This window comes from Herpetosiphon geysericola (assembly GCF_001306135.1).
GTDB lineage: Bacteria > Chloroflexota > Chloroflexia > Chloroflexales > Herpetosiphonaceae > Herpetosiphon > Herpetosiphon geysericola.
The window spans coordinates 374,687-394,949 of record NZ_LGKP01000025.1; the positions used below are offsets into that span (position 1 = coordinate 374,687).

The 20,263-nt window shown below is 51.8% G+C and carries 18 protein-coding genes and 1 pseudogene; 14 read left to right on the forward strand and 5 right to left on the reverse strand.

Going from position 1 to position 20,263, the window contains the following annotated elements; genetic code table 11:
* Positions 1-36: 36 nt before the first annotated feature.
* From SE18_RS17280 to SE18_RS27560, 9 genes are all read left to right on the forward strand, one after another.
* The gene (locus SE18_RS17280; protein WP_054535709.1) at positions 37-696 is read left to right on the forward strand and encodes a response regulator; all 660 of its coding nucleotides are present in this window, start codon (positions 37-39) and stop codon (positions 694-696) included.
* Positions 697-806: 110 nt separating this feature from the next.
* Entirely contained in the window at positions 807-1,103 is a 297-nt protein-coding gene (locus SE18_RS17285) for a PqqD family protein (protein WP_054535710.1), read from the forward strand.
* 2 nt (positions 1,104-1,105) lie between these two features.
* On the forward strand, positions 1,106-2,221 hold the full coding sequence (locus SE18_RS17290; RefSeq protein WP_054535711.1) for a radical SAM protein: 1,116 nt from the start codon (positions 1,106-1,108) through the stop codon (positions 2,219-2,221).
* Between the two features lie 21 nt (positions 2,222-2,242).
* Positions 2,243-2,413, forward strand: a complete 171-nt coding sequence (locus SE18_RS27555; RefSeq protein ID WP_160319522.1) for a hypothetical protein — start codon at positions 2,243-2,245, stop codon at positions 2,411-2,413.
* Between the two features lie 21 nt (positions 2,414-2,434).
* A complete protein-coding gene (locus SE18_RS17295; RefSeq protein ID WP_054535712.1) occupies positions 2,435-3,259 on the forward strand; it encodes a phosphoenolpyruvate carboxykinase (ATP) in 825 nt (274 codons plus the stop codon).
* Positions 3,237-3,683: a S24 family peptidase gene (locus SE18_RS17300; RefSeq protein WP_054535713.1), complete on the forward strand. Its 447-nt coding sequence runs from the start codon at positions 3,237-3,239 to the stop codon at positions 3,681-3,683. Before SE18_RS17295 ends, SE18_RS17300 begins: the two co-directional genes overlap by 23 nt.
* Positions 3,632-6,739 (forward strand): C25 family cysteine peptidase, encoded by a 3,108-nt coding sequence (locus SE18_RS17305; protein ID WP_054535714.1) that lies wholly within the window; start codon positions 3,632-3,634, stop codon positions 6,737-6,739. Before SE18_RS17300 ends, SE18_RS17305 begins: the two co-directional genes overlap by 52 nt.
* Positions 6,740-6,879: 140 nt before the next feature.
* Entirely contained in the window at positions 6,880-7,761 is an 882-nt protein-coding gene (locus SE18_RS17310; RefSeq protein ID WP_054535715.1) for a sortase, read from the forward strand.
* Between the two features lie 30 nt (positions 7,762-7,791).
* Positions 7,792-10,254: an isopeptide-forming domain-containing fimbrial protein gene (locus SE18_RS27560; RefSeq protein ID WP_054535716.1), complete on the forward strand. Its 2,463-nt coding sequence runs from the start codon at positions 7,792-7,794 to the stop codon at positions 10,252-10,254.
* 58 nt (positions 10,255-10,312) lie between these two features.
* Here the strand turns inward: SE18_RS27560 and SE18_RS17320 are convergent, their stop codons facing one another.
* The gene (locus SE18_RS17320) at positions 10,313-10,729 is read right to left on the reverse strand and encodes a RusA family crossover junction endodeoxyribonuclease (RefSeq protein ID WP_054535717.1); all 417 of its coding nucleotides are present in this window, start codon (positions 10,727-10,729) and stop codon (positions 10,313-10,315) included.
* Positions 10,730-10,913: 184 nt separating this feature from the next.
* On the opposite strand from SE18_RS17320, the gene infC reads away from it, so the two are divergent.
* The 4 genes from infC to SE18_RS17340 all read left to right on the forward strand — a co-directional run bounded on the left by infC (position 10,914) and on the right by SE18_RS17340 (position 13,019).
* Positions 10,914-11,558, forward strand: coding sequence for a translation initiation factor IF-3 (gene infC, locus SE18_RS17325; protein WP_054535956.1), 645 nt, complete (start codon positions 10,914-10,916; stop codon positions 11,556-11,558).
* A complete protein-coding gene (rpmI, locus tag SE18_RS17330) occupies positions 11,527-11,730 on the forward strand; it encodes a 50S ribosomal protein L35 (protein WP_054535718.1) in 204 nt (67 codons plus the stop codon). The genes infC and rpmI overlap by 32 nt, the downstream gene beginning before the upstream one ends.
* A 113-nt stretch (positions 11,731-11,843) precedes the next feature.
* A complete protein-coding gene (rplT, locus tag SE18_RS17335) occupies positions 11,844-12,200 on the forward strand; it encodes a 50S ribosomal protein L20 (RefSeq protein ID WP_012192160.1) in 357 nt (118 codons plus the stop codon).
* 18 nt (positions 12,201-12,218) lie between these two features.
* On the forward strand, positions 12,219-13,019 hold the full coding sequence (locus SE18_RS17340; RefSeq protein WP_054535719.1) for a TrmH family RNA methyltransferase: 801 nt from the start codon (positions 12,219-12,221) through the stop codon (positions 13,017-13,019).
* A gap of 465 nt (positions 13,020-13,484) precedes the next feature.
* On the opposite strand, the gene SE18_RS28365 is transcribed toward SE18_RS17340, so the two are convergent.
* From SE18_RS28365 to pdhA, 4 genes and pseudogenes are all read right to left on the reverse strand, one after another.
* Positions 13,485-14,210, reverse strand: coding sequence for a dihydrolipoamide acetyltransferase family protein (locus SE18_RS28365; RefSeq protein ID WP_407928487.1), 726 nt, complete (start codon positions 14,208-14,210; stop codon positions 13,485-13,487).
* A 144-nt stretch (positions 14,211-14,354) separates the two neighbouring features.
* A pseudogene (locus SE18_RS28370) lies at positions 14,355-14,831 on the reverse strand (biotin/lipoyl-containing protein); the annotation flags it as partial.
* A gap of 90 nt (positions 14,832-14,921) precedes the next feature.
* Positions 14,922-15,920, reverse strand: coding sequence for an alpha-ketoacid dehydrogenase subunit beta (locus SE18_RS17350; protein WP_054535721.1), 999 nt, complete (start codon positions 15,918-15,920; stop codon positions 14,922-14,924).
* A 10-nt stretch (positions 15,921-15,930) separates the two neighbouring features.
* Positions 15,931-16,908, reverse strand: coding sequence for a pyruvate dehydrogenase (acetyl-transferring) E1 component subunit alpha (gene pdhA, locus SE18_RS17355; protein WP_054535722.1), 978 nt, complete (start codon positions 16,906-16,908; stop codon positions 15,931-15,933).
* Between the two features lie 477 nt (positions 16,909-17,385).
* Between pdhA and pheT the strand changes: the two genes are divergently transcribed.
* Positions 17,386-19,902 carry a phenylalanine--tRNA ligase subunit beta gene (gene pheT / locus SE18_RS17360; RefSeq protein WP_054535723.1) on the forward strand — a complete coding sequence of 839 codons (2,517 nt, stop codon included), beginning with the start codon at positions 17,386-17,388 and terminating at the stop codon, positions 19,900-19,902.
* The last annotated feature ends 361 nt before the right edge of the window (positions 19,903-20,263 follow it).

The following is a 20,263-nucleotide window of genomic DNA, read 5'->3' on the forward strand; positions in this document are numbered from 1 at the left end:
CCTGTTTTCGCATCTGTTCTGAAGAAGGAGTACCCCATGCGGATCCTGATTGTTGATGATCATCCAGTGTTTCGTGAAGGGGTACGTGCCCTGCTCGAAACCCACGATGAGATGGAAGTGGTTGGCGTGCTTGGGCATGGGCGCGACGCTGCGGTAGTGGCGAAAGATCAATTTGTTGATGTAGCGCTGCTCGATGTGAGCTTGCCTGATATGCCTGGCTATGAAGTGTGCCGCACGATTGTTGAAGCATCGCCGCGCACGCGAGTTTTGATGCTGACCGCCAACGATACCAATGATGTGATTCGCCAATCGTTGGCCGCTGGGGCTGCTGGCTATGTGCTCAAAACCGAAGATCCTTCGCGTTTGATTAGTCATATTAGTGCGGTTGCTCAAGGCGAGACCGTGTTGGCTGGCCCAATTGCCCAAAAAGTTGTGCGCCAACTGTTGGAAGGCCCGCAACCAACCGTCTCGACCAAAACCAACGATGCCCTGAATGCCTTGACCGAGCGCGAACGCCAAGTCTTTTTCTTGGCCGCCGAAGGCCGCCGCAACAGCGATATTGCCCAGCAATTAATTCTGAGCGAAGAAACAATTAAAACCCATTTACGCAATATTTATAGCAAATTAGGATTGGGCAATAAAGCTGAATTGCGCTTATTTGCTGTGCAAGCTCGGCTCGCACCACCGCAAGTCTAAACTAAAATTCCCACAATTGAGGGATACAACAGGGCTTGGACGTGGAGATCAGTTCATGCTAAGATGAAAATCATTGCAATTGCTAACCCTTGTGGTTTGAGTAAACACTTATGAATGAGCACGCTCCACAACGATTTGTCCGTGATCCGGCGATTGTTACCCGTAGCATTGGGAGTGAAACGGTGTTGGTTCCTGTCCGACCAAACACCGCCGCCCTCAATGCTATTTTTGCGCTTAACGAAACCGCCGCGCTGGTTTGGCAGGCTTTGGCAACGCCCCAAAGTTTGGCCGAATTGATTGAGCATGTGTGTGCCGAATACGATGTTGAACCGCGCGCCGCCCAAGACGATCTGATTCCGTTGTTGGAATCGATGCTTGCGGCCGCCGTTATTCAGGAGGTTGCCTAAGCATGGAATTATGTGCAGAAACCAACGATGCGGCGTTCAATGTCCGATTATCTGCCTTGGGGCGCGTGCCAGTTTCGATGTCGTTTGAGTTGACCGAGCGCTGTAACTTAAATTGCCAACATTGCTATATCAACTTGCCAGTCAATCATCAGGCTGCCCGCCAACGTGAGCTTTCAACCCAAGAATGCAAACGCCTGCTCGACGAGATGGCGGCTGCTGGCACGCTGTGGTTGTTGCTCACTGGTGGCGAAATTATGGTGCGCCGCGATTTTGAAGAGTTATATCTTTATGCTCGCAACCTTGGCTTTGTGATTTCGATTTACACCAATGCTACTATGGTTACCCGCCAACGAGCTGAATTTTTGAGCAACTACAAGCCGCATTTGGTCGAAGTGACGCTGTATGGCGCAACCGCCGAAACTTATGAAACCGTGACCCGTGTGCCTGGCTCGTTTGCTAAGTGTATGCAAGGCTTGGCGCTGCTGGCCGAATATGAGCTTGACGTGGTGCTCAAAACCGTGTTGCTCAATATTAATTCGCACGAATTTTTGGCCATGAAGGCTGTGGCCGAGCACTATGGCTGGGATTTTCGCTACGATGGCATGATTCACCCACGCCTAAATGGCGATCGTTTTCCCACCACATTACGGCTGACCCCAGAAGAATTGATTGCAATCGAAAAACTCGATCCCCAGCGGGTTGAGGAATGGCAGGATTATTGCAATGGCTTTTTGGGCTACCAAATGAAGGGTGGCGAAAAAACGTTCACCTGTGGCGCTGCCAATAAATCGGGCCATGTCGATGCCTATGGGATGGTCAGCCCGTGTATGATTACCCGCACGCGCGCTGTCGATTGGCGGGCAACCAATTTTATGGATGTTTGGGATGGCTATTTGGCCGAAGTACGCGAAACCCGCAACACCGAAGCCACTGCCTGCCATTCCTGCGAAATGTCACTGGTCTGTACCAATTGTCCAGGTTGGTCGACCTTAGAGCGTAACAGCTTGGAAAATCGCCCAATCGATTGGGTGTGTGATAGCACGAAGGCGCGGGTTTCAGCGTTTGCTGAAAATGCCGACCGTTGGATCAATAATGCAATTTGTCTAGAGGTTCGCTAACCGCGCACCGGAGGATGTCTCATGGCACAACAATCATCGACCAAGCCTGAACGCAAGCCCCGCAAAGCCTATGTCAAACCAACTATCGAAACGGTTGGCCTGCGAATTAAAGAAGATGTGTTGGCGGTGTGCCGCACGACTAGCAGCGCCACATCGGGCGCAAATTGTAAAATCACGCCCTGTTTTAGCTAAGCGCTATTTTTTGCGATGGTGATGCTTTCCATTGGTGGTTGTCGAATTGCCCTTGATCTGCCAGCATGGCCAGCCATGGTCGACCAGCAATTTCAAATCAGCAATGCAACCGCTGATCTTCAGATTCGCACCTGTGCTGCCGCTGACCGCTATCCGCTTGGTCAGCGGCTTTTTCAGGCCGATCAAGTTTGGGCGCTCTGGCAGCACGAGCGGATTCGTAGCATTGTTGGCCAGCCGCCAACCCATGCCGAGCCATTGTGGGTGCTGCAACAAACCGCCGTCGATACATGGTGGCTCAGCCATGATCCAAGTATTAGCGCTGCCGAAGTCTTGTTCGATTATCCAGGCTTGCAGTTGATCTTAATTGAATGGCTGAGCGCACATCAAGGCGGCTTGCTGCATGCATGCGGTGTGGTTGATGCAGGCCAAGGCTTGCTGCTGGTTGGCCCGCCAGGCGTTGGTAAATCAACCTCAGCGCGCCTTTGGCATAGCGCGGGAGCCAGCATTTTGAGTGATGATCGGGTGATTGTGCGTTGGCAGGCCAACCATCTGTGGGCCTATGGCACGCCATGGTATAGCAGCGCTGGTTTAATCGCCGCCCAAGCAGCCCCAGTGCGGGCAATTTGCTATCCCAGCCATGGCCAAACCAACCAAGCCACCAGTTTGAGCAGCGCCCAAGCCTTGCGCCATTGGCTGCCCGAGCAATTTCTGCCCTTGTGGAACCCAATTGCCCTTGACCAAGCCTTGGAACTTGCCGATTATGCTACCAGCAAAGTGGACCAATGGCACTTGGCGTTTGTACCCGAATCTGAGGTAATTAGCTATGTGCGCCAACTCCTTGGCTGAACGCGTGCTCAGCGCCGCCGAAGCCTACGCATTGGCGCAGGTGGTTGTGCAGGCAGGGGGCAGGCTCCAACTCCAAGTGGCGGGCCGCAGTATGCAGCCAATCCTGCCCGACCAAACTTTGGTAACAATTGCTGATTTACCAGCAACTATTAGCTTGGGCAGCGTGGTTTTGGCCAAGGTTGGGCAACGAGTGGTGATCCATCGGGTGCTTTGGCGCAGGCAGCAGCAATATTTGATTGCTGGCGATGCTTGCCCCTATTTCGATGGTTGGATCGAGCGCTCGGCAATTGTGGCCCAGGCTGTTGCTTGGCAAACCCCAAATGCGCGCTTGAGTCTCAATCTGCTTCGGCGTTACGCTCAATGGATTTTGGCGTGGTTGCGCCATGGGCGGCGTTGGTTGATCAAATCGAACTATCTGAGGTAACTATGCTCCAGCGTTGGTTAATTGGCTGTTTAGTTCTGGCGATGTTGCTCATTCGTCAGCCAGTGGTGGCTCACATTGCTACCGCTCCGCTGACGATCCAACGCCATGGCCAGCGTTTGCAGATTAATCTTCAATTGCCAAAACCAAACGTATCCGCCAATGCGATTAAGTTGGCTGGTTGGCAGAATGATGCTACCGCCGATCAACCAGCCTTGCCACGTTCAGCTCACTGGTTAGTTGTGCCAACTGGCTATCGCTTGCAGCTCAGATCGGCTGTCGCCAACGATTTGCAGGCCTATCGCCAGCAACTTCAGCTTAACCAGACCAGTGGTTGGCAGGTTGACCCATTGCAGCCAAGCAAGGCCGTCGCGACCAGCACCCCAAGCACTGCGCTCAAACAAGCCCAGTATCCAGCAGCATGGGCTAGCCTTGGTCAAGTTGTCCAAGTGCGTGAGCAAGTGCTCGTGCCCTTGACGATTTTTGGCGCTCAATGGCAACCAGCCAAACAGCAACTATTTGTGCCAAGCTCAATTGATATTAGCTTGGAATTTGTGGCTGATGCTCCGCAGCGCAGGCTCCGGCCTGATCCGTTGTGGAATGAGCTGCTGCGCCAACAAGTGCTTAACCCCAGTGATCTTACTGATCTTAGCTTGAAACCCCAACTGGCGAGCAGCGTGCCCTTGACCACTGGCTTGCGGGTGAGTTTTGCCCAGCCTGGGATTAGCGAAATTCGCTGGAGCGATTTGCAGGCGGCAGGCGTGCCAAGCCAATGGATTAATCAAGCGGCCAATTTGCAGCTTTGGCAGGGCCGCAAGCAACTGCCGCGTTTGCTTACCGCTACGGGCATGGTGTTTTATCTCCCACCCTATAATCGCGATCAAAGCCACGCAGGCAGCGTAATTGTGCGCTGGAATTCGCAACAAGCAGGCACTGTCTTAGTCAGCGAATCGGTTAATTCTGCTAGCCCAAGCCTCAATTACTACAACGAAACCCTGCGTTTGGAAGAACAAAAACTCTATTTGAGTGCCTTTCCGGCGAGCGGCACAAACCGTTGGTGGTGGCAATATTGGTATAGCCCGGGCGCTGGTCAAACCGCCCAACCATTGCAGATCAATTGGAATCTTGATAGTGCGACTCGTTTTGATCAGCCAGCCCGTTTGCGCTTGCGCTTACATGGCGGCAATTTGGGCAATCGTCATCAGGCCGAAATTTGGCTTAACAATCGCTTGCTCACTACCGTCACCATGACTGGGCATCAATTGCTTGAGCCAACGATTAGCGTACCAAGCGGCTGGCTTAGCCCAACCAACCAGCTAACAATTGCGCCAATTGGCAACGAGCGCGAAACCAGCTTTCTCGATTGGGTTGAGCTTGATTATCAGCGCCAATTGCAGGCGGTTGCTGGCGAATTGCAGTGGTCAAGCACTCAGCCAAATCAAACGATCAGCAACATCAGCAGCGAAAATCCATTGCTATTTGATGTGCAAATGCCCTTTGCGCCGCGGCGTTTGGTTGGCTGGAATTTGCAGCAAGGCCAATTAAGTTGGCAAACGACAGGCAATCGGCGCTATCTAGTGCAAAGCCAACGCCAAACGCCGTTGGGTAGCACATGGTTTAGCCAGCCCGATCTGAGCGCGCTCAACCAACAAGCAGATTATTTGGTGCTTAGCTACAATCCTGCCAATTCCAGCAGTTGGAGTAACGCTCTGCAACCGTTGCTGGATCAACGAGCGCGCCAAGGCCTCAAGCCATTGTTAATCGATGTCCAACATATTTACGATCAATTTGGCGATGGGCGGGTTGATCAGCAAGCAATTGCCGAATTTATCAAATATGCCTATGCCAATTGGCAGGCTCCTGCGCCGAGTTTCGTGCTATTGGTTGGCGATGGCACTGCCGATCCGCATGATTACGCCGATAGTATTGGCCATCCGGTAACCAATTTTATTCCGCCCTATTTGGCTGATGTTGACCCGTGGTTGCGCGAAACTGCCGCCGACAACCGCTATGTGACGGTGGCTGGCAGCGATAATCTGCCCGATTTGTTTTTGGGCCGTATTCCAGCTCGTTCGTTGAGCGATGTCGAGAATGTGGTCAACAAAATTTTGAGCTACGAAGCAACCCCAAGCGATGCAAGCTGGCTGAATAATTTGCTGTTTATCGCCGATGATCCTGATCAATCAGGCGATTTTCCAGCGCTTTCGAATGAAGTTGTGGAGATTTTACCTACGACGATTGATCAGCAATTACTGTATTACACGCCAAATAGCAATCTGACCCAATTTCGAGCCGAGATTGTCAATGCGATCAATAGTGGCCAATTTTTGGTCAATTATGTTGGCCATGCGGGAATTGATGTTTGGGCTGAGCCAGCGATTTTTACTCAGCAATCGGTCGCAAACTTGAACAACACAGCCTTGCCATTGGTGCTTTCGTTGAGTTGCTATGCTGGCCATTATCAACAAAACGATTTGGAATCGTTGGCTGAGATGCAGCTTTTGAAGCAGCAGCGGGGGGCGGTTGGTATCTGGGCAGCCAGCGGTTTAGGCATCGCCCATGGCCATGATCACCTTGATCGGGGCTTTGTGAATGCCATTATCAACGATGGTTGGCGGGTGGTTGGGCCGGCAACGATTCAAGGCAAGCTTGATTTAGCAGCGGCGAATATCTCGCCTGATTTGCTAGATACCTTTACCTTTTTTGGCGATCCGGCGTTGCGCGTGCCGTTGCCAGCGCTGAATACCTGGCAGCCAAGCGCCGATTATTTCGAAGTCTTGCAATATTCGCAGGCCAATCGGCTAACGCCCTTGGCAAATGATCAAGCCAGTTTTAGCCAGATTATCAGCTTTGAGCAGCCGCAGCATGGCCGTGCATGGCTCGATGCTGATCAACAAAGCATTCGCTATACGCCTGATCCCATCTATAATGGGTTGGATACATTCAGCTATCAAGTGCGCAATTTGAGCCTAAACCAAAGTTTGGCGACAACGGTTACAATAAGCGTGACCGCGATTGCGCCGCAGCTCTATCTACCATTGACCGTCGCAGCGCCTTAAGAATTTGCTTTACAATAATGGGTAAAATGATCGCTTTAGTGCGATTTGTAGCCTTTTAGTCCTATTGCGCAATTGTAAAGAGAGCTATATAATTTGCGCCATTCTAGGGATGATTGAAGCATATAGAGTACGAGTTTGTAGTGGTACAACCGCCAACCATCGATTCGACACACGACGATTTGGGCTTGCTTCAAGAATTGCTGGCAGCACCACCACCAGTGCGTTCGTCATTGCATCGACCTGCCCAACTTCGTTCGCTCAAAGAAGAGCGTAAGACTGCACTTCAAGGGTACCGTTTCCGTGGGGTGCTTGATGCTATTTTAGTGCGCTCAGAACGGTTGTTGATCCTTGGGGTGATTGTTTTTTTTGGGTATTGGGTCGTCAATATCTATGGCCGCGACTGGTGGTATGCGCGCAGCAATCCAGCTGCTCCGGCCCCAGTTTGGGAAGCACTTGCGCCTGGAGCTAGTGCCGCCGAGCTAGATCAAGTTTTGGGGCAACAACTCCCAGTTATTGCGCCAGCGATTAGTGCTGCTGCACCAGATTATCTTGAGCCTGCGCAGGCGTTTATTTTACAACCTGCAACACCAACCCCAACGCCTGATCCCATGAGTCTTGTGCCAAAACGGATTATCGTGCCAACAATGCAACTCGATAGTCCAATCCACGAAGTCTTTTTGCGTGATGGAATTTGGGAAGTTGCCGATTATGCGGTAGGCTATCATCATGGCACCGCCTTACCAGGCAAGGGCAATACGGTGTTTGCTGGGCATGCAGGCATTCGTGGCAGTGTTTTTGGCCGACTGAACGAACTTCAGCTGGGCCACGATATTTACGTTGAAACAGCTGATACTCGTTATCACTATCAAGTCCAAACCATTCAACAAGTTTGGCCAAACCAAGTCGAAGTTATGTATCCAACCGAGCAAGCAATCATCACCATGATTACCTGTACTGCTTGGGACACCCAACGGTTGGTTGTCAAAGCTCGGCTGATTGATCAGGCAGCGCTCTCCTCTTAATTGCGGAGGCAATAGATCGAGGGGTTTCGCATGAAATCTTTTTTTCGTCGGCAACGCCCGACATCCCTCCGCGAACGAGGTAAAGGCAAAGTTCGCTGGACAATCTGGGAGTTAACAGCGCTGGTTGTTAGCATTATTATGATGGCAACGCCATTGTTAGCCGCGATTAGCAGTGCTATTTTTCCATTTAATGCTCAGGCTCAAACAACGCCTCGGCCAACATCGCCGGCTACACCAATAACCCCACTGCCAGCAACGGCTACCCAGACCTATCCGGTGCCAACTGAAACGCCGTTGGTCACACCCTGTCCAACCGCAGAACCAACCACCCCGCCAACCGAGACCGCAACAACCTATCCAACGCCGGGTACGCCAGGCACACCAACCGATACACCAAGCGTGACCGATACACCAACGTCCACGAGTGTGATTTCGCCAACCGATACGCCAAGTGTGACCGACACCCCAAGTTTGCCAACCGATACGCCTGAGTTGCCAACCGCAACCAGTGTGGTTACACCAACGATCACGACGGTGGTGAGCCCAACCGCAACGAATGTGGTTAGCCCAACCGCGATTCGGGGTGGCATGGGTGGGAGCACCCGTTTGCACCGACCTTTGGGGCAAACCCCAGATCCGTGTGTAACGCCAACGGTCATTATTATTCCAACTGATACGATTCCGCCAGATGAAACCCCAACCGGTACCATTACTGGCGTCGTTACGCTTACCCCAGATAATCCAACGGTTGATCCTTGTACGACTGCAAGTTGTACGCCAGTTGCAACCCTTCCAACCGATATTGCAACTGCAACCGAAACAACCTTGCCTGCATCTGAACCGATTGCCGTGGCTAAGAGTAGTTCACGGGCACTCGTTCAGCCAGGAGAGACGTTTAGTTATATCATCACGGTAAGTTTCCAAGATAATGGTGATGGCCAAACGTCGCGCTCAGTCACGATTAGCGACCCATTGCCTAGCCAAGTAACCTTTATTGGCGTGCAGCAGCTTGGTACGGCTACCTGTGTTGGCGGCACAACGGTCAACTGTAATGGTACCGTGAGCGCTGGTAATCCAATTGTGGTTACCATCCAAGTGCAAGTAAATGCCAGCGTTGCGCTCGGCACCAATATTGTCAATACAGTGAGCGCTACAGCTGCCAATCGTACGCTACAAGCAAGCGATACGGTGATTGTGCCTGATGGCTTGCCAACCAGCACAATTGGCACTCCTGGTGCAAGCTTCACGCCGATTGTGATTACGACTACGCCAAATACGCCAATTATCGTGACCAACACGCCAGGCAATGGCACGCCAGTCACACCAATTGTCAATACGCCAGTTACGCCGATTGTTAACACGCCAGTTACGCCAATTGTGACTAACACACCTGGTGGTGGTGGTACGCCAGTTACGCCGATTGTTAACACGCCAGTTACGCCAATTGTTAACACGAGCGTTCCGGTTACGACTCGGCCAAACAATACGCCGCGGCCAAATCCAAGTAACACGCCACGGCCAAACCAACCAACCAATACACCACAGCCAAATCAGCCAAGCAATACGCCACGGCCTGATATTACTTCAGTGCCAGCGACCAACGTGCCAGTTGCTACGGTTGTTCCTCCAAGCAACCCAACCGCAACGCCACGGCCAGGTGCACCAATAACTTCGGCTACGCCACGGCCTGGTGGTGGTAGCAACCCAACCGCAACGCCACGGCCAGGCGCACCAGTGGCTTCAGCCACCAATGCACCTGCTGGAAGCCAACCAACCAATGTACCTGCGCCAGCAACCGCAACCCCAACCAATCCTGCTGGGTTTGTCACTGATCCAATCGTGACTGGCTTGCAGTTCCAGAAGAAGAGCGATTGGGGCAGCCGCTTCGCAGGCGAAAGCTTGGTCTATACAATTACGATCATCAGCCCAACCAATTCGTTGAATGCGGGCACGATGCGCGACTTGGTTGTGGTTGATCAATTGCCAAGCAACTTGGAAACCAATGGCCCAATCAAGGTCAGCGACCAAAATGCTCGGGTTGAGCAACAAGGCAACCAAATTACGGTTCGGGTAGGGGTCTTGCCAGCTGGCCAAACCTTGACGATCATGATTCCAGTCAAGATCAAAGATGGTGTGGCAGCGCAAACCAGAATTGTCAACCAAGCCCAGTTGAACTTCACTGGCTTGGCGCAGCCAATCTACTCCAACATTTCGAGCGTCTTGGTGGTTGGGGCTGCACCTGCTGGTAGCACCACAACCGTGCCAAATGCAACCGCTGCTACAGGTGGAGCTGCAACCGCTAACCCCGCAACTGTTACGCCAAATACTGGCGTTGGCAGTGGCCAAGGCAATGGCGATGGTGGCACAGTAACTGATGTTGGGACGAGCAATCCTGCAACCAACATGGGTATCCCAGCAACGGGCTTTGTGCTCTTTGCAATGACGATGTTAGTCCACATTGTGCGGGTTCGCCGCGAGATGACCCGGATCTAACCAAAGCGTCTGAAACTAGCAAAAACCCCGCTCAACCGAGCGGGGTTTTTGTTTTTGCTTATTTGATGAGGACTTCGCGATCGTGTTCAAATTGCCAATCGCTGAGGGCTTCTAACTCGACCTCTAGGCGTGGATGCAAGGGATCGATGCGTTTGACCAAGTGAATATCGACAACCCGATTATCGTTAATCCCAAGGCTGGTACAGATACTATCTTGGGTAATTTTGAGGCCGCCATCAAGGTCGCGGCGTAGCGGCGTTTCAAAATAAAAATCGAGGAACAAGGCCAAATAGCCTTTTTGGGCGAGAGCTAAAAACTGCTCCGAGATCGTATCGCGTTGCTGAAGCATGGCCAAATGGCGTTTGACTTGGCGTTTAAAGGTTTGGGCTTCACGGCTCAAGACGCGGCGATTACCAACCGTCACATATTGGCTATTGATTGATGGTGGTAATGGCAAACTAAATTGAACAACCACATGCCCCTCCAGACAGCGCCAATCGCAAATCTTTGGTTTAGTATAGCACAGGCTTGCCAAACATTTGTGTTATTTTGTTAAGTTTACTCAGGTTAAGCGAGAAAATCTTTGACTTATGGCGAAGATTATGCTATAGTTGCCAAGCCAACACCCTAACGCTGATGAGGTCGCGTTTAGGGCTTTGTTGTGTTTTGATGTCCTTTTTTGGAAGGAGCCTCCTATCAGAGACAAGCTACGAATCAATAATCGGATTCGCGTGCGCGAAGTGCGTCTGATCGACGAAAACGGGGAGCAAGTTGGGATCATCACGACTCGTGATGCGCTCGACATGGCACATGACCGCGATCTCGACTTAGTTGAGGTTGCCCCGAATGCTAGCCCGCCGGTTTGCCGCCTTATGGATTACGGCAAGTACCGCTACGAGCAAACCAAGAAAGAACGCGAAGCCCGCAAGAATCAAAAACAGGTCGAACTGAAAGAGATTCGCATGCAGCCGCGCACCGACACCCATGACTTGCAGGTAAAGGTGAACAATGCTCGCCGTTTCCTCGAAGAAGGGCACAAAGTGAAGTTCTCGGTACGTTTCCGTGGGCGCGAAATCACTCACCCTGAAATTGGCCGCGATATGCTTGAGCAAATTGCTGAAGATTTACGCGATCATGGGGTGCTTGAGCAAAAACCCACGCTCGAAGGTCGGGCCTATTCGTTGATCATGGCCCCATCACCAAGCAAAACGCAGCCTGCGAAACGTAGCGACAAACCGGCTCCACCATCATCATTAGGAGATATTGATTTCGATGCCGAAGATGAAGACCAACAAGCAGGCTAAACGCCGCTTCAAAATCACTGGCACCGGTAAAATTATGCGTACCAAGGGTGGCAAAAGCCACTTCCGCCGCCGCAAATCAACCCGGGTCAAGCAGGCGCTCGATAAGATGTTCCCAGTGAGCCCATCAGACGTGAAGCGTCTGCAACGCTCATTGCCTTACGGCCTGAAATAGTTCGTTCGTCGGAAAAGTAGTGCTGGTTCGCAGCGGGATCAGGGTTACAAGCTTGCAATGCTCCTGTACCGTCTCGCCAGCACGTTGTCTGTACTCACTTTGGAGGTATCTCGATGGCACGTATCAAACGTGGCATTATGACGCACAAGCGTCACAAGAAGCTTTTGAATCAGGCCAAGGGTTTCCGCGGCAGCCGTTCACACAACTATAAAACCGCTCACGAAGCAGTAATGAAGGCGCTGGCCTATGCCTACCGCGACCGCCGTAACCGCAAACGCGATTTCCGCCGCTTGTGGATCGTGCGGATCAACGCTGCTGCACGCTTGAACGGTTTGAGCTATAGCAACTTGATCAATGGCTTGAACAAAGCTGGGATCGTAATTGATCGCCGCCAATTGGCCGACTTGGCTGTACGCGATGCTGCCGCCTTCACGGCAATTGTCGCTCAAGCTAAGCAAGCTTTGGCCTAGTTCAAGGCACGGTGCTGTGTGAGCGACCTCATTACCAGCGCTGCGAATCATCACGTTAAATACCTGCGCTCATTGGTGCGTTCCCGCAAGGATCGCCACAACGAGCGCAGGTTTGTTGTTGAAGGGGTACGCTTGGTTGCCGAGGCGCTGAACGTTGGTCAACCAAGCGTTTTGCTGTATGTGCCTGAACAATTGGCCAGCACCGAACGCGGCCAACAACTGCTCGATCAGCTGGCTGCATTGCCTAATGCTTTTGCAACCACCCCGGCAATTTTGGCGGGAATTAGCGATGTTGAAACGCCGCAAGGGATTATTGGCGCTGTGCCAATGCCCCAAATCAACAGCCAACTAGCGTCGTTAATTGTGATGCTCGATGGGGTACAAGATCCTGGTAATGTTGGCACGTTGTTGCGATCAGCAGAAGCAGCTGGCGTTGGTCAAGTGCTGTGTTTGCAAGGCACTGCCGATGTGTGGAGTCCCAAGGTTGTGCGCTCGGGCATGGGCGTGCACTTTCGCTTGCCCATCGTCGATGGCCTTCAATGGGAAACTGCTTTGCCTTTGATTGAACATTGTCCCCAACGCTTTGCTGCGGTGCAAGATTCGGCATTGGCTTATGATCAGGCTGATCTGCGCCAACCAAGTGTGCTGATTATCGGCAATGAAGCGAATGGCGTTTCGAGCACAACCCTCAGCTATGCCAACACCATTACTATCCCCATGCTTGGTGCGCTCGAATCGTTGAATGCTGCGGTTGCAGGCAGTGTGCTGTTGTTCGAAGCCGCCCGTCAACGCAGGAAAAGTATGAAGGATGAAGGATGAAATTGATCCACGAAGGTTAAGTTTTTTCGCCACGAATTGCCCGAATAAGTATTTTTAGCCAAAGATTGCACAGATTGTTTTGATGATGTTTCTATTTCCCAAAGCCAATAGCCAATAGCCCAACTTCTCTGCGCCGCTGCGTTAAAAATCCACAAAGATGACGTTTAGCCACGAATTGCACAAATTGCCCGAATAATTATTTTCGCCACAGATTGCACAGATTTGTTTGATTCTTGATCTAATCCCCAGCCCCCGATCCCTATGTTCTATGTTCTATGCTCTCTGTTCTCTGTTCTCTGTTCTTCCCGATCCCCAGCCCCCAACGACCGATCTCCAATTCCTCTGTTCTATGCTCTCTGTTCTATGTTCTTCTTCATCCTTCATCCCTCTTCCTTCATCCTTAAAAAAAAGCCCCTCGCCCGCCGAAGCGAGCAAGAGGCAATATTCAAGTATGCTGCAATTCGCTTAGAGCAAGAGCTTGAATGGATTTTGCAACAAGTTCTTGAGTTCGACCAAGAACTGAGCAACGGTTGCGCCATCGGTTGCGCGGTGGTCGGCTGAAACCGTGAGATTCATCAAATGGCGAATCACAATCTCGCCATCGCGAACAACTGGAGTGGCAATGGTGCTGCCAACCGCCAAGATTGCGCTTTGGGGTGGCGTGATAATCGCGATGAAGTTGGTGACATCGAACATCCCCAAGTTGCTGACGGTGAACGTACCGCCTTGGAGATCGTCGAGGCCAGCCTTGCCTTCGCGGGTGCGGCTAATCACATCGCGCATTTGGCTCGAGATTGCGCCGAGGCTCAAGCTATCGCAATTGCGCACGACAGGAGCCAATAAGCCTGCATCGGTTGCCACGGCCACACTGATGTGAACATCTTTGTGAACCAACAATTTATCGCCAGCAAAGGTTGCATTGAGTGAAGGGAACTTCTTCAAGGCAATTGCACAACCCTTGAGCAGCAATTCGGTGACTGAAAGCTTGCCACCGTGAGCTTCACGCAACTTGGGCAAGAGTTCTTGAATTGCATCCATTTCAATCGTTGACGTAACGAAGAATGGTGGCACTTGTTGTTGGCTTTCGACCATGCGCTTGGCAGCGGTTTGGCGCAAGCGCGACAGTGGCTCTTCGCTGTAGACCGCATTTGGTGCTGGTGGGGCAAAGACCAAGCCAACTGGTGCTGGCACTGGCGATGCAGTTAGCGCAGCAGGCGCAGCTTTTGGTTCGCTAGCAGCAGGTGCTGCAGCGGCGGCTGGAGCAGCTTTTGGTGCGCTGGCAGCTGCCAAGACATCTGCTTTGACAATCCGGCCATCAGGGCCTGAGCCTTTGAGGCCTGTCAAATTTACGCCGCGTTGTTCGGCCAAACCGCGAGCAGCAGGCGTTGCCACCAAGCGGCCTGTCGCTTCAGCGGGCGCACTTTCAGCTGGTGCTGCTTCAACTTTTTCTGGTTGAGCGGCGACTGCTGGAGCGGTTGGGGCTGCTTCGGCACCTTCGCCAACTGCTGGCGCATCGCTGGCTGGGGTAACACTGGCGTTGGCTTCTGCCGATTCCTCGGCTTCGTCATCGCCTGAGCCATCGTCAATTTCGGCAATTGGCGCGCCGACTGGCACGGTATCGCCTTCATTGACTAAGAACTTGATAATTTTGCCGGCCTCAAAAGCCTCGATTTCAATCGTGACCTTATCGGTTTCGACTTCAGCAATTGGTTCACCACGCGAAACTTCATCGCCTGGCTGTTTCAACCATTTGGCCAAAGTACCTTCGACCATATCGTAGCCCATTTTGGGCATTTCTAGTTTCTTCGCCATCGTGACCTCGTGTGTTGGTGGCTTGGCGGGCAGCTTTGGAACTCGTGAAACCGTTTTCTTTAGCTGCCTGCCGAGCCACCTAACCTCAAACTACTGCTGCCGAATCTTTTGGGTCTTGCCTGCCAGCACATTCTTGACTGCTTGAATGACTGAATCGGCGTTTGGCACCACGTGGGCTTCCAAGTTTTTGGCATACGGCATTGGCACTTCGTCAAAGCCTACGCGCCAAATTGGAGCGTCCAAGTGATCAAAGCCTTCGGTATACAAGCGAGCGGCAATTTCCGAGCCAACGCCAACTGATGTCCACTCTTCGGTGGCAATCACAGCGCGGTTGGTTTTGCGGAAACTTTCCAAGACTGGCTCCATATCGAGCGGGCGAATGGTGCGCAAGTCGACCAAGGCTGCGTCGATGCCTTCGCTGGCCAAGGTTTCAACTGCTTGTTGGCAATAAGGAATCATGCGGCCATAGCCCACGATCGTCACATCTTTGCCATCGCGCAACAAGTTTGATTTACCAATCGGAACCGTGTAGCTTTCCTCTGGCACTTCGCCCTTGATGTTGTAAATCCCAGTGTGTTCGATGAAAATCACGGGATCGGGATCTTCGATGGCGGCCTTCATCAAGCCTTTGGCATCGTATGGTGTGCCGGGCACAACCACTTTCAAGCCGGGCATGTAGGCGTAGTAGTTATCGAAGGCTTGCGAGTGGGTGGCGCTCAATTGACCGTAGCCGTTGGGCATGCGGAAGACAATTGGGCAGGTAAACTGGCCACCGAACATATAGTGCAATTTGGCAGCGTGGTTGATAATCATATCCAGCGCCAAAATTGCAAAGTTGGTGGTCATCATTTCGACGACTGGGCGTAAGCCGTTCATGGCTGCGCCGATGCCTAAGCCAGCGTAACCAGCTTCAGCAATGGGCATATCTTTGATGCGTTCGGGGCCAAACTCTTTTAAAAACCCTTTGGTCACACCGTAAGCGCTATCGTAGTGAACAACATCTTCACCAATGATAAACACCCGTGGATCGTTGGTCATTGCTTCGCGCAAGGCTTGGCGCAAGGCTTCCGAATAGGTTATAACGGGCATTGATATCTCCTTAGAGCGGCTTCGAGTAGATTTCGGTCCATGCTTCGCTCAGGTCTGGGGCAGGGCTTTCTTCGGCAAATTGCACCACTGCATCCATTTCCTTTTCAACTTCTTTATCGATTTGTTTGGCTTGTTTTTCAGTCAACAAGTTTTGATCGATCAGTTTTTGCTTGAGCAAAGCAATTGGGTCACCTGAGCGCCGAGCGTTAATGTCGTCGCGAGTACGATACATTTGGGGGTCGGCAGCTGAGTGACCACGCAGACGGTAGGTCATCGCTTCAAGGAAATAGGGGCCTTCGGTGCGAGCATGGTTGACAGCGTGAAGGGCGCGAGCACGCATTTCTTCAACGTCGTTGCCATTGACCCGCTCGCCTGGCATAAATGGCGAAGCTTTTTTGTGAATTTCGGTGACCGAGGTGTGCACGCTCAGCGGCGTACCCATGGCAAATTCGTTGTTTTCGCACAGGAAAACGATTGGCAATTTGTAGAGCGCTGCCATGCTGACGGCTTCGTAGAACTCGCCGCCATTGGTTGCGCCATCGCCAAAGAAACACATGACGACGCCATCTTGATCGGCTTCGCCAAGTACTTCACGCTTGTATTTGATCGAGTAGGCAATGCCCATGGCCAACAGCAAGTGCGCACCAACGATGGCGTAACCGCCCCAGAAATTTTTATTTTTATCAGCAAAGTGCATTGAGCCGCCTTTGCCTTTACCGGTGCCAGTGCTGCGGCCAAACAATTCAGCCATCAAAGGTTTTGGTTCGAGGCCACGAGCAAGGGCGTGACCATGGTCGCGATAGTGAGTTACTAAGTGGTCTTGTGCTTTCAAGGCACCAATCGCACCAACCGCGACTGCTTCTTGCCCAACATATAAGTGCAAGAAGCCACCGATCCGAGCACGGGTGTACTGCTGCTGGCAATGTTCTTCAAACGAGCGAATCAGCACCATCGTGCGGTAATCGGCAAGTAAATCTTGCTTTTCCATCAAGGCTCCTTTATCGAGGGTTGCAGAAGAAGAAAAGCCATACCATGGCCGTTCTATCAACACGGATAGAACGTCTTTTAAATAAGGAATTAAGGTGATTATTGTCGTCGTTGACAGGGCCTTTTATACCATTGGCTATTATAGCATATCGCATTGCATGCCGTCAGATAGCTTTATTTTTAGACACAGTGCGTCATGATGAAAATCAAAAGGCAAAAGTCAGAAGGCAAAATAAATCGAATCTATTTCAAATAAATACGAGGAATATCTATGATGAGCTGAGCATCGTGACCTCAAGCACTTGATTAGACCTTAAACTATTGTATTTCATCCATCGTTTTGTTGCGACTCGGTAGTGTCAAGTAAAGCCTTTTTGATTTTTGCCATCTGATTTCTGCTCTTTGCCTTTTGCCTTCTGACTTTTGCCTTTATAATGCTGATTGGCTGAAACTACTAGATACGATGAGGTAAAACGGCATGCGAGTACCGCTTTCGTGGTTACGCGAATTTGTTGATATAACGATGAGTCCTGAAGAATTGGCCGAGCGGCTCACGCGGGCGGGCTTGGAAGTTGCCAGCATTGATTATGTTGGGCTGCAAGCGCCAAATGGCTCGGCTTGGGCCCCAGATTTGAGCAGCGCCACCCCACCAGATTATATTCCGTGGGATCGCGAGACAATTTTTGTGGGCCAGATTGTTGATGTGCAGCCGCACCCCAACGCTGAACGCCTGAAGTTGCCCAAAATTGCCTATGGCGAAGGCCGCGAATTGACCGTGGTTACTGGAGCGCCCAATATTGAGTTTGGCATGAGCGGCCAAAAAGTGGTGCTCGCCACCAAAGGCGCGCGCTTGCTCGATGGCCATAGCGAAACCCGCCAATGGTTGACGCTCAAGCCAACCAAACTGCGCGGCGTGCCTTCCGAAGGCATGGTTTGCTCGGAGATGGAATTGGCGCTCTCCGACGAACACGAAGGCATTATCTTCTTGCCCGATGATGCGCCTGTTGGCACGCCCTTGGCCGATTACTGGGGCGATGCAGTGTTGGAAATTGAAACCACGCCAAATTATGCTCACACCTTGAGCATTCTGGGGGTGGCCCGCGAAGTTGCGGCCTTCTCTGGGGCCGAATTGCGCATGCCCAGCTTCGATTTGCCAACCAACGGCCCAGCAATCGCCGACAAAATTCAGGTCGAGATTGTCGATTCGAGCATTTGCCCACGCTTTGTTGCTGGCTTGATCGAAGGTGTTACCATCGCCCCCTCGCCGTGGTGGATGCAGCGCCGCTTGCGCTTAGCTGGTCAACGCCCAATCAACAACATTGCCGACATTACCAACTATGTGATGTTGGAACTTGGCGAACCAAGCCATGCCTTCGATGCCGACCAAGTTGCCCAAGGCCGCTTGATTATTCGTCCGGCTGCTACTGGCGAAAAGCTCGAAACCCTCGATCATGTTGTGCGCGAATTACGGCCAATCGATACAGTTGTGGCCGACCCCAACGGCCCTTCGAGCTTGGCTGGGGTGATGGGTGGCGCAGCCTCGGAAATTAGCGATAGCACGATTAATGTGTTGTATGAAGCGGCCTTGTGGAATCCAATTGCGATTCGACGCACCGCCCAACATTTCAAACTCTTCTCCGAAGCCTCAAAGCGCTTCGAAAAAGGCGTTGACCCAACGCTGCCACCACGGACAGCGATTCGCGGTTTGAACTTAATTCAGCAAATTGCTGGCGGCACGATTGCCAATGGCTTGGTTGATGTTTGTCCTGAGCCGTTCAGCCGCCGCGAAATTGAGCTAGCCTTGGGCGAAGTCAAACGCATTTTGGGCATTGAGCTTGCGCTAACCGAAGTAGCCACGTTGCTGAGCCGCTTGGGCTATGAATGCGCCGTGGTCGAATCGAGCCGTGGCCCAGCCTTGCATGTGCTGGTGCCAGCCCATCGCACCGACGTTGAAATCGAAGCCGATTTGCTCGAAGATGTGGCCCGTATGTATGGCTACGATGAAATTCCTGAAGCTTTGATGGCTGATACCTTGCCAACCCAGCGCGCCAATCCATTGTTCGAAGCCACCGAACGTTTACGCGATATGTTGGTGGCTGCGGGCTTAGATGAAGCAATTAGCTATTCGCTCAGCAACGAAACGCTGCAAAACTCAATCTATGTGAGCGAAAATGGTGCAACTGCTGCCCAATTTGTGCGTTTGGAAAACCCATTAACGCCTGATCGCTCGGTGATGCGGCGTTCGATTTTGCCCGAATTGCTGAACATTGTGGTTGGCGATTTGCGCGAACGCGAACGGGTAGCCTTGTTTGAAATTGGTGCTGTCTTCGAGCCAGTTGTTGGCCAACTGCTGCCCGATGAACCACGCAACGTAGCACTGATTTTGGCGGGCACACGTCAAACCAGCACCTGGAGCCAGCCCGAGCCAGAGGGCTTCGATTTCTTCGATCTCAAGGGCGTGATTGAAGAAGTGTTGCGTCGCCATGGCTTGCGCGAACGAGCCAGCTTCCAAGTGGCGAGCGATGAGCGTTTGCACCCAGGCCGCAGCGCCAAGATCGTCGTCGATGAGGTTGAAATTGGCGTGTTTGGCGAATTACATCCATTAGTGCGCGACCGCTTTGGCTTCAGCGTGCAACGGGTTTGTGTTGCCGAATTAAGCGTTGATCAACTGCTCAAGGTCAGCAGCCAAACCAAGTATGCCAGCATCTCGCGCTTCCCTGCCACGGTGCAGGATTTGGCCTTGGTTGCCAACGACGAGCTAGCCGCCGACCTGATTGCCAAAACCATCAAGCAATATGGTGGCGAATTCTTGGAAGATGTGCGCTTGTTCGATGTCTACACAGGCTCGCCAATTCCTGCTGGTCAGCGCAGTTTGGCCTTCCGCCTACGCTTCCGCGCGCCCGACCGCACCTTGGCCGATAAAGATTTGCTCAAAACTCGTGAGAAGCTGCTCAAACAGCTTGAACGTGAACTAGGTGTGCAAATTCGCAGCTAAACCACTTGAAGCCCCACTGCTCTAGCCAGCGGTGGGGCTTTTGAGGTTAATAGCTAACATCAATTTGATACCAGCAACCCTCGCAGTATAATCTAGCTGATTGTTACTCCAAGCAAAAGTGAGGGTTAAGCACTGCTTGCTGGTTGCCACAACATTCCTGTCACACTCAACAACTTCAATAACGAAATAATCCTGCAATATAAATCAGCCTATAAATGATCAAGTTTTAAATTATTGAAGCTTATGTGTGATTAATGAAATAAGATCATTGAAAATAATCTCTGAATTTGTTAATTAATTGTGCGCACAATTTTTAGTGTATTTAGTATGATCTTGATGAGCTAAGTGAAAGAATTATGTT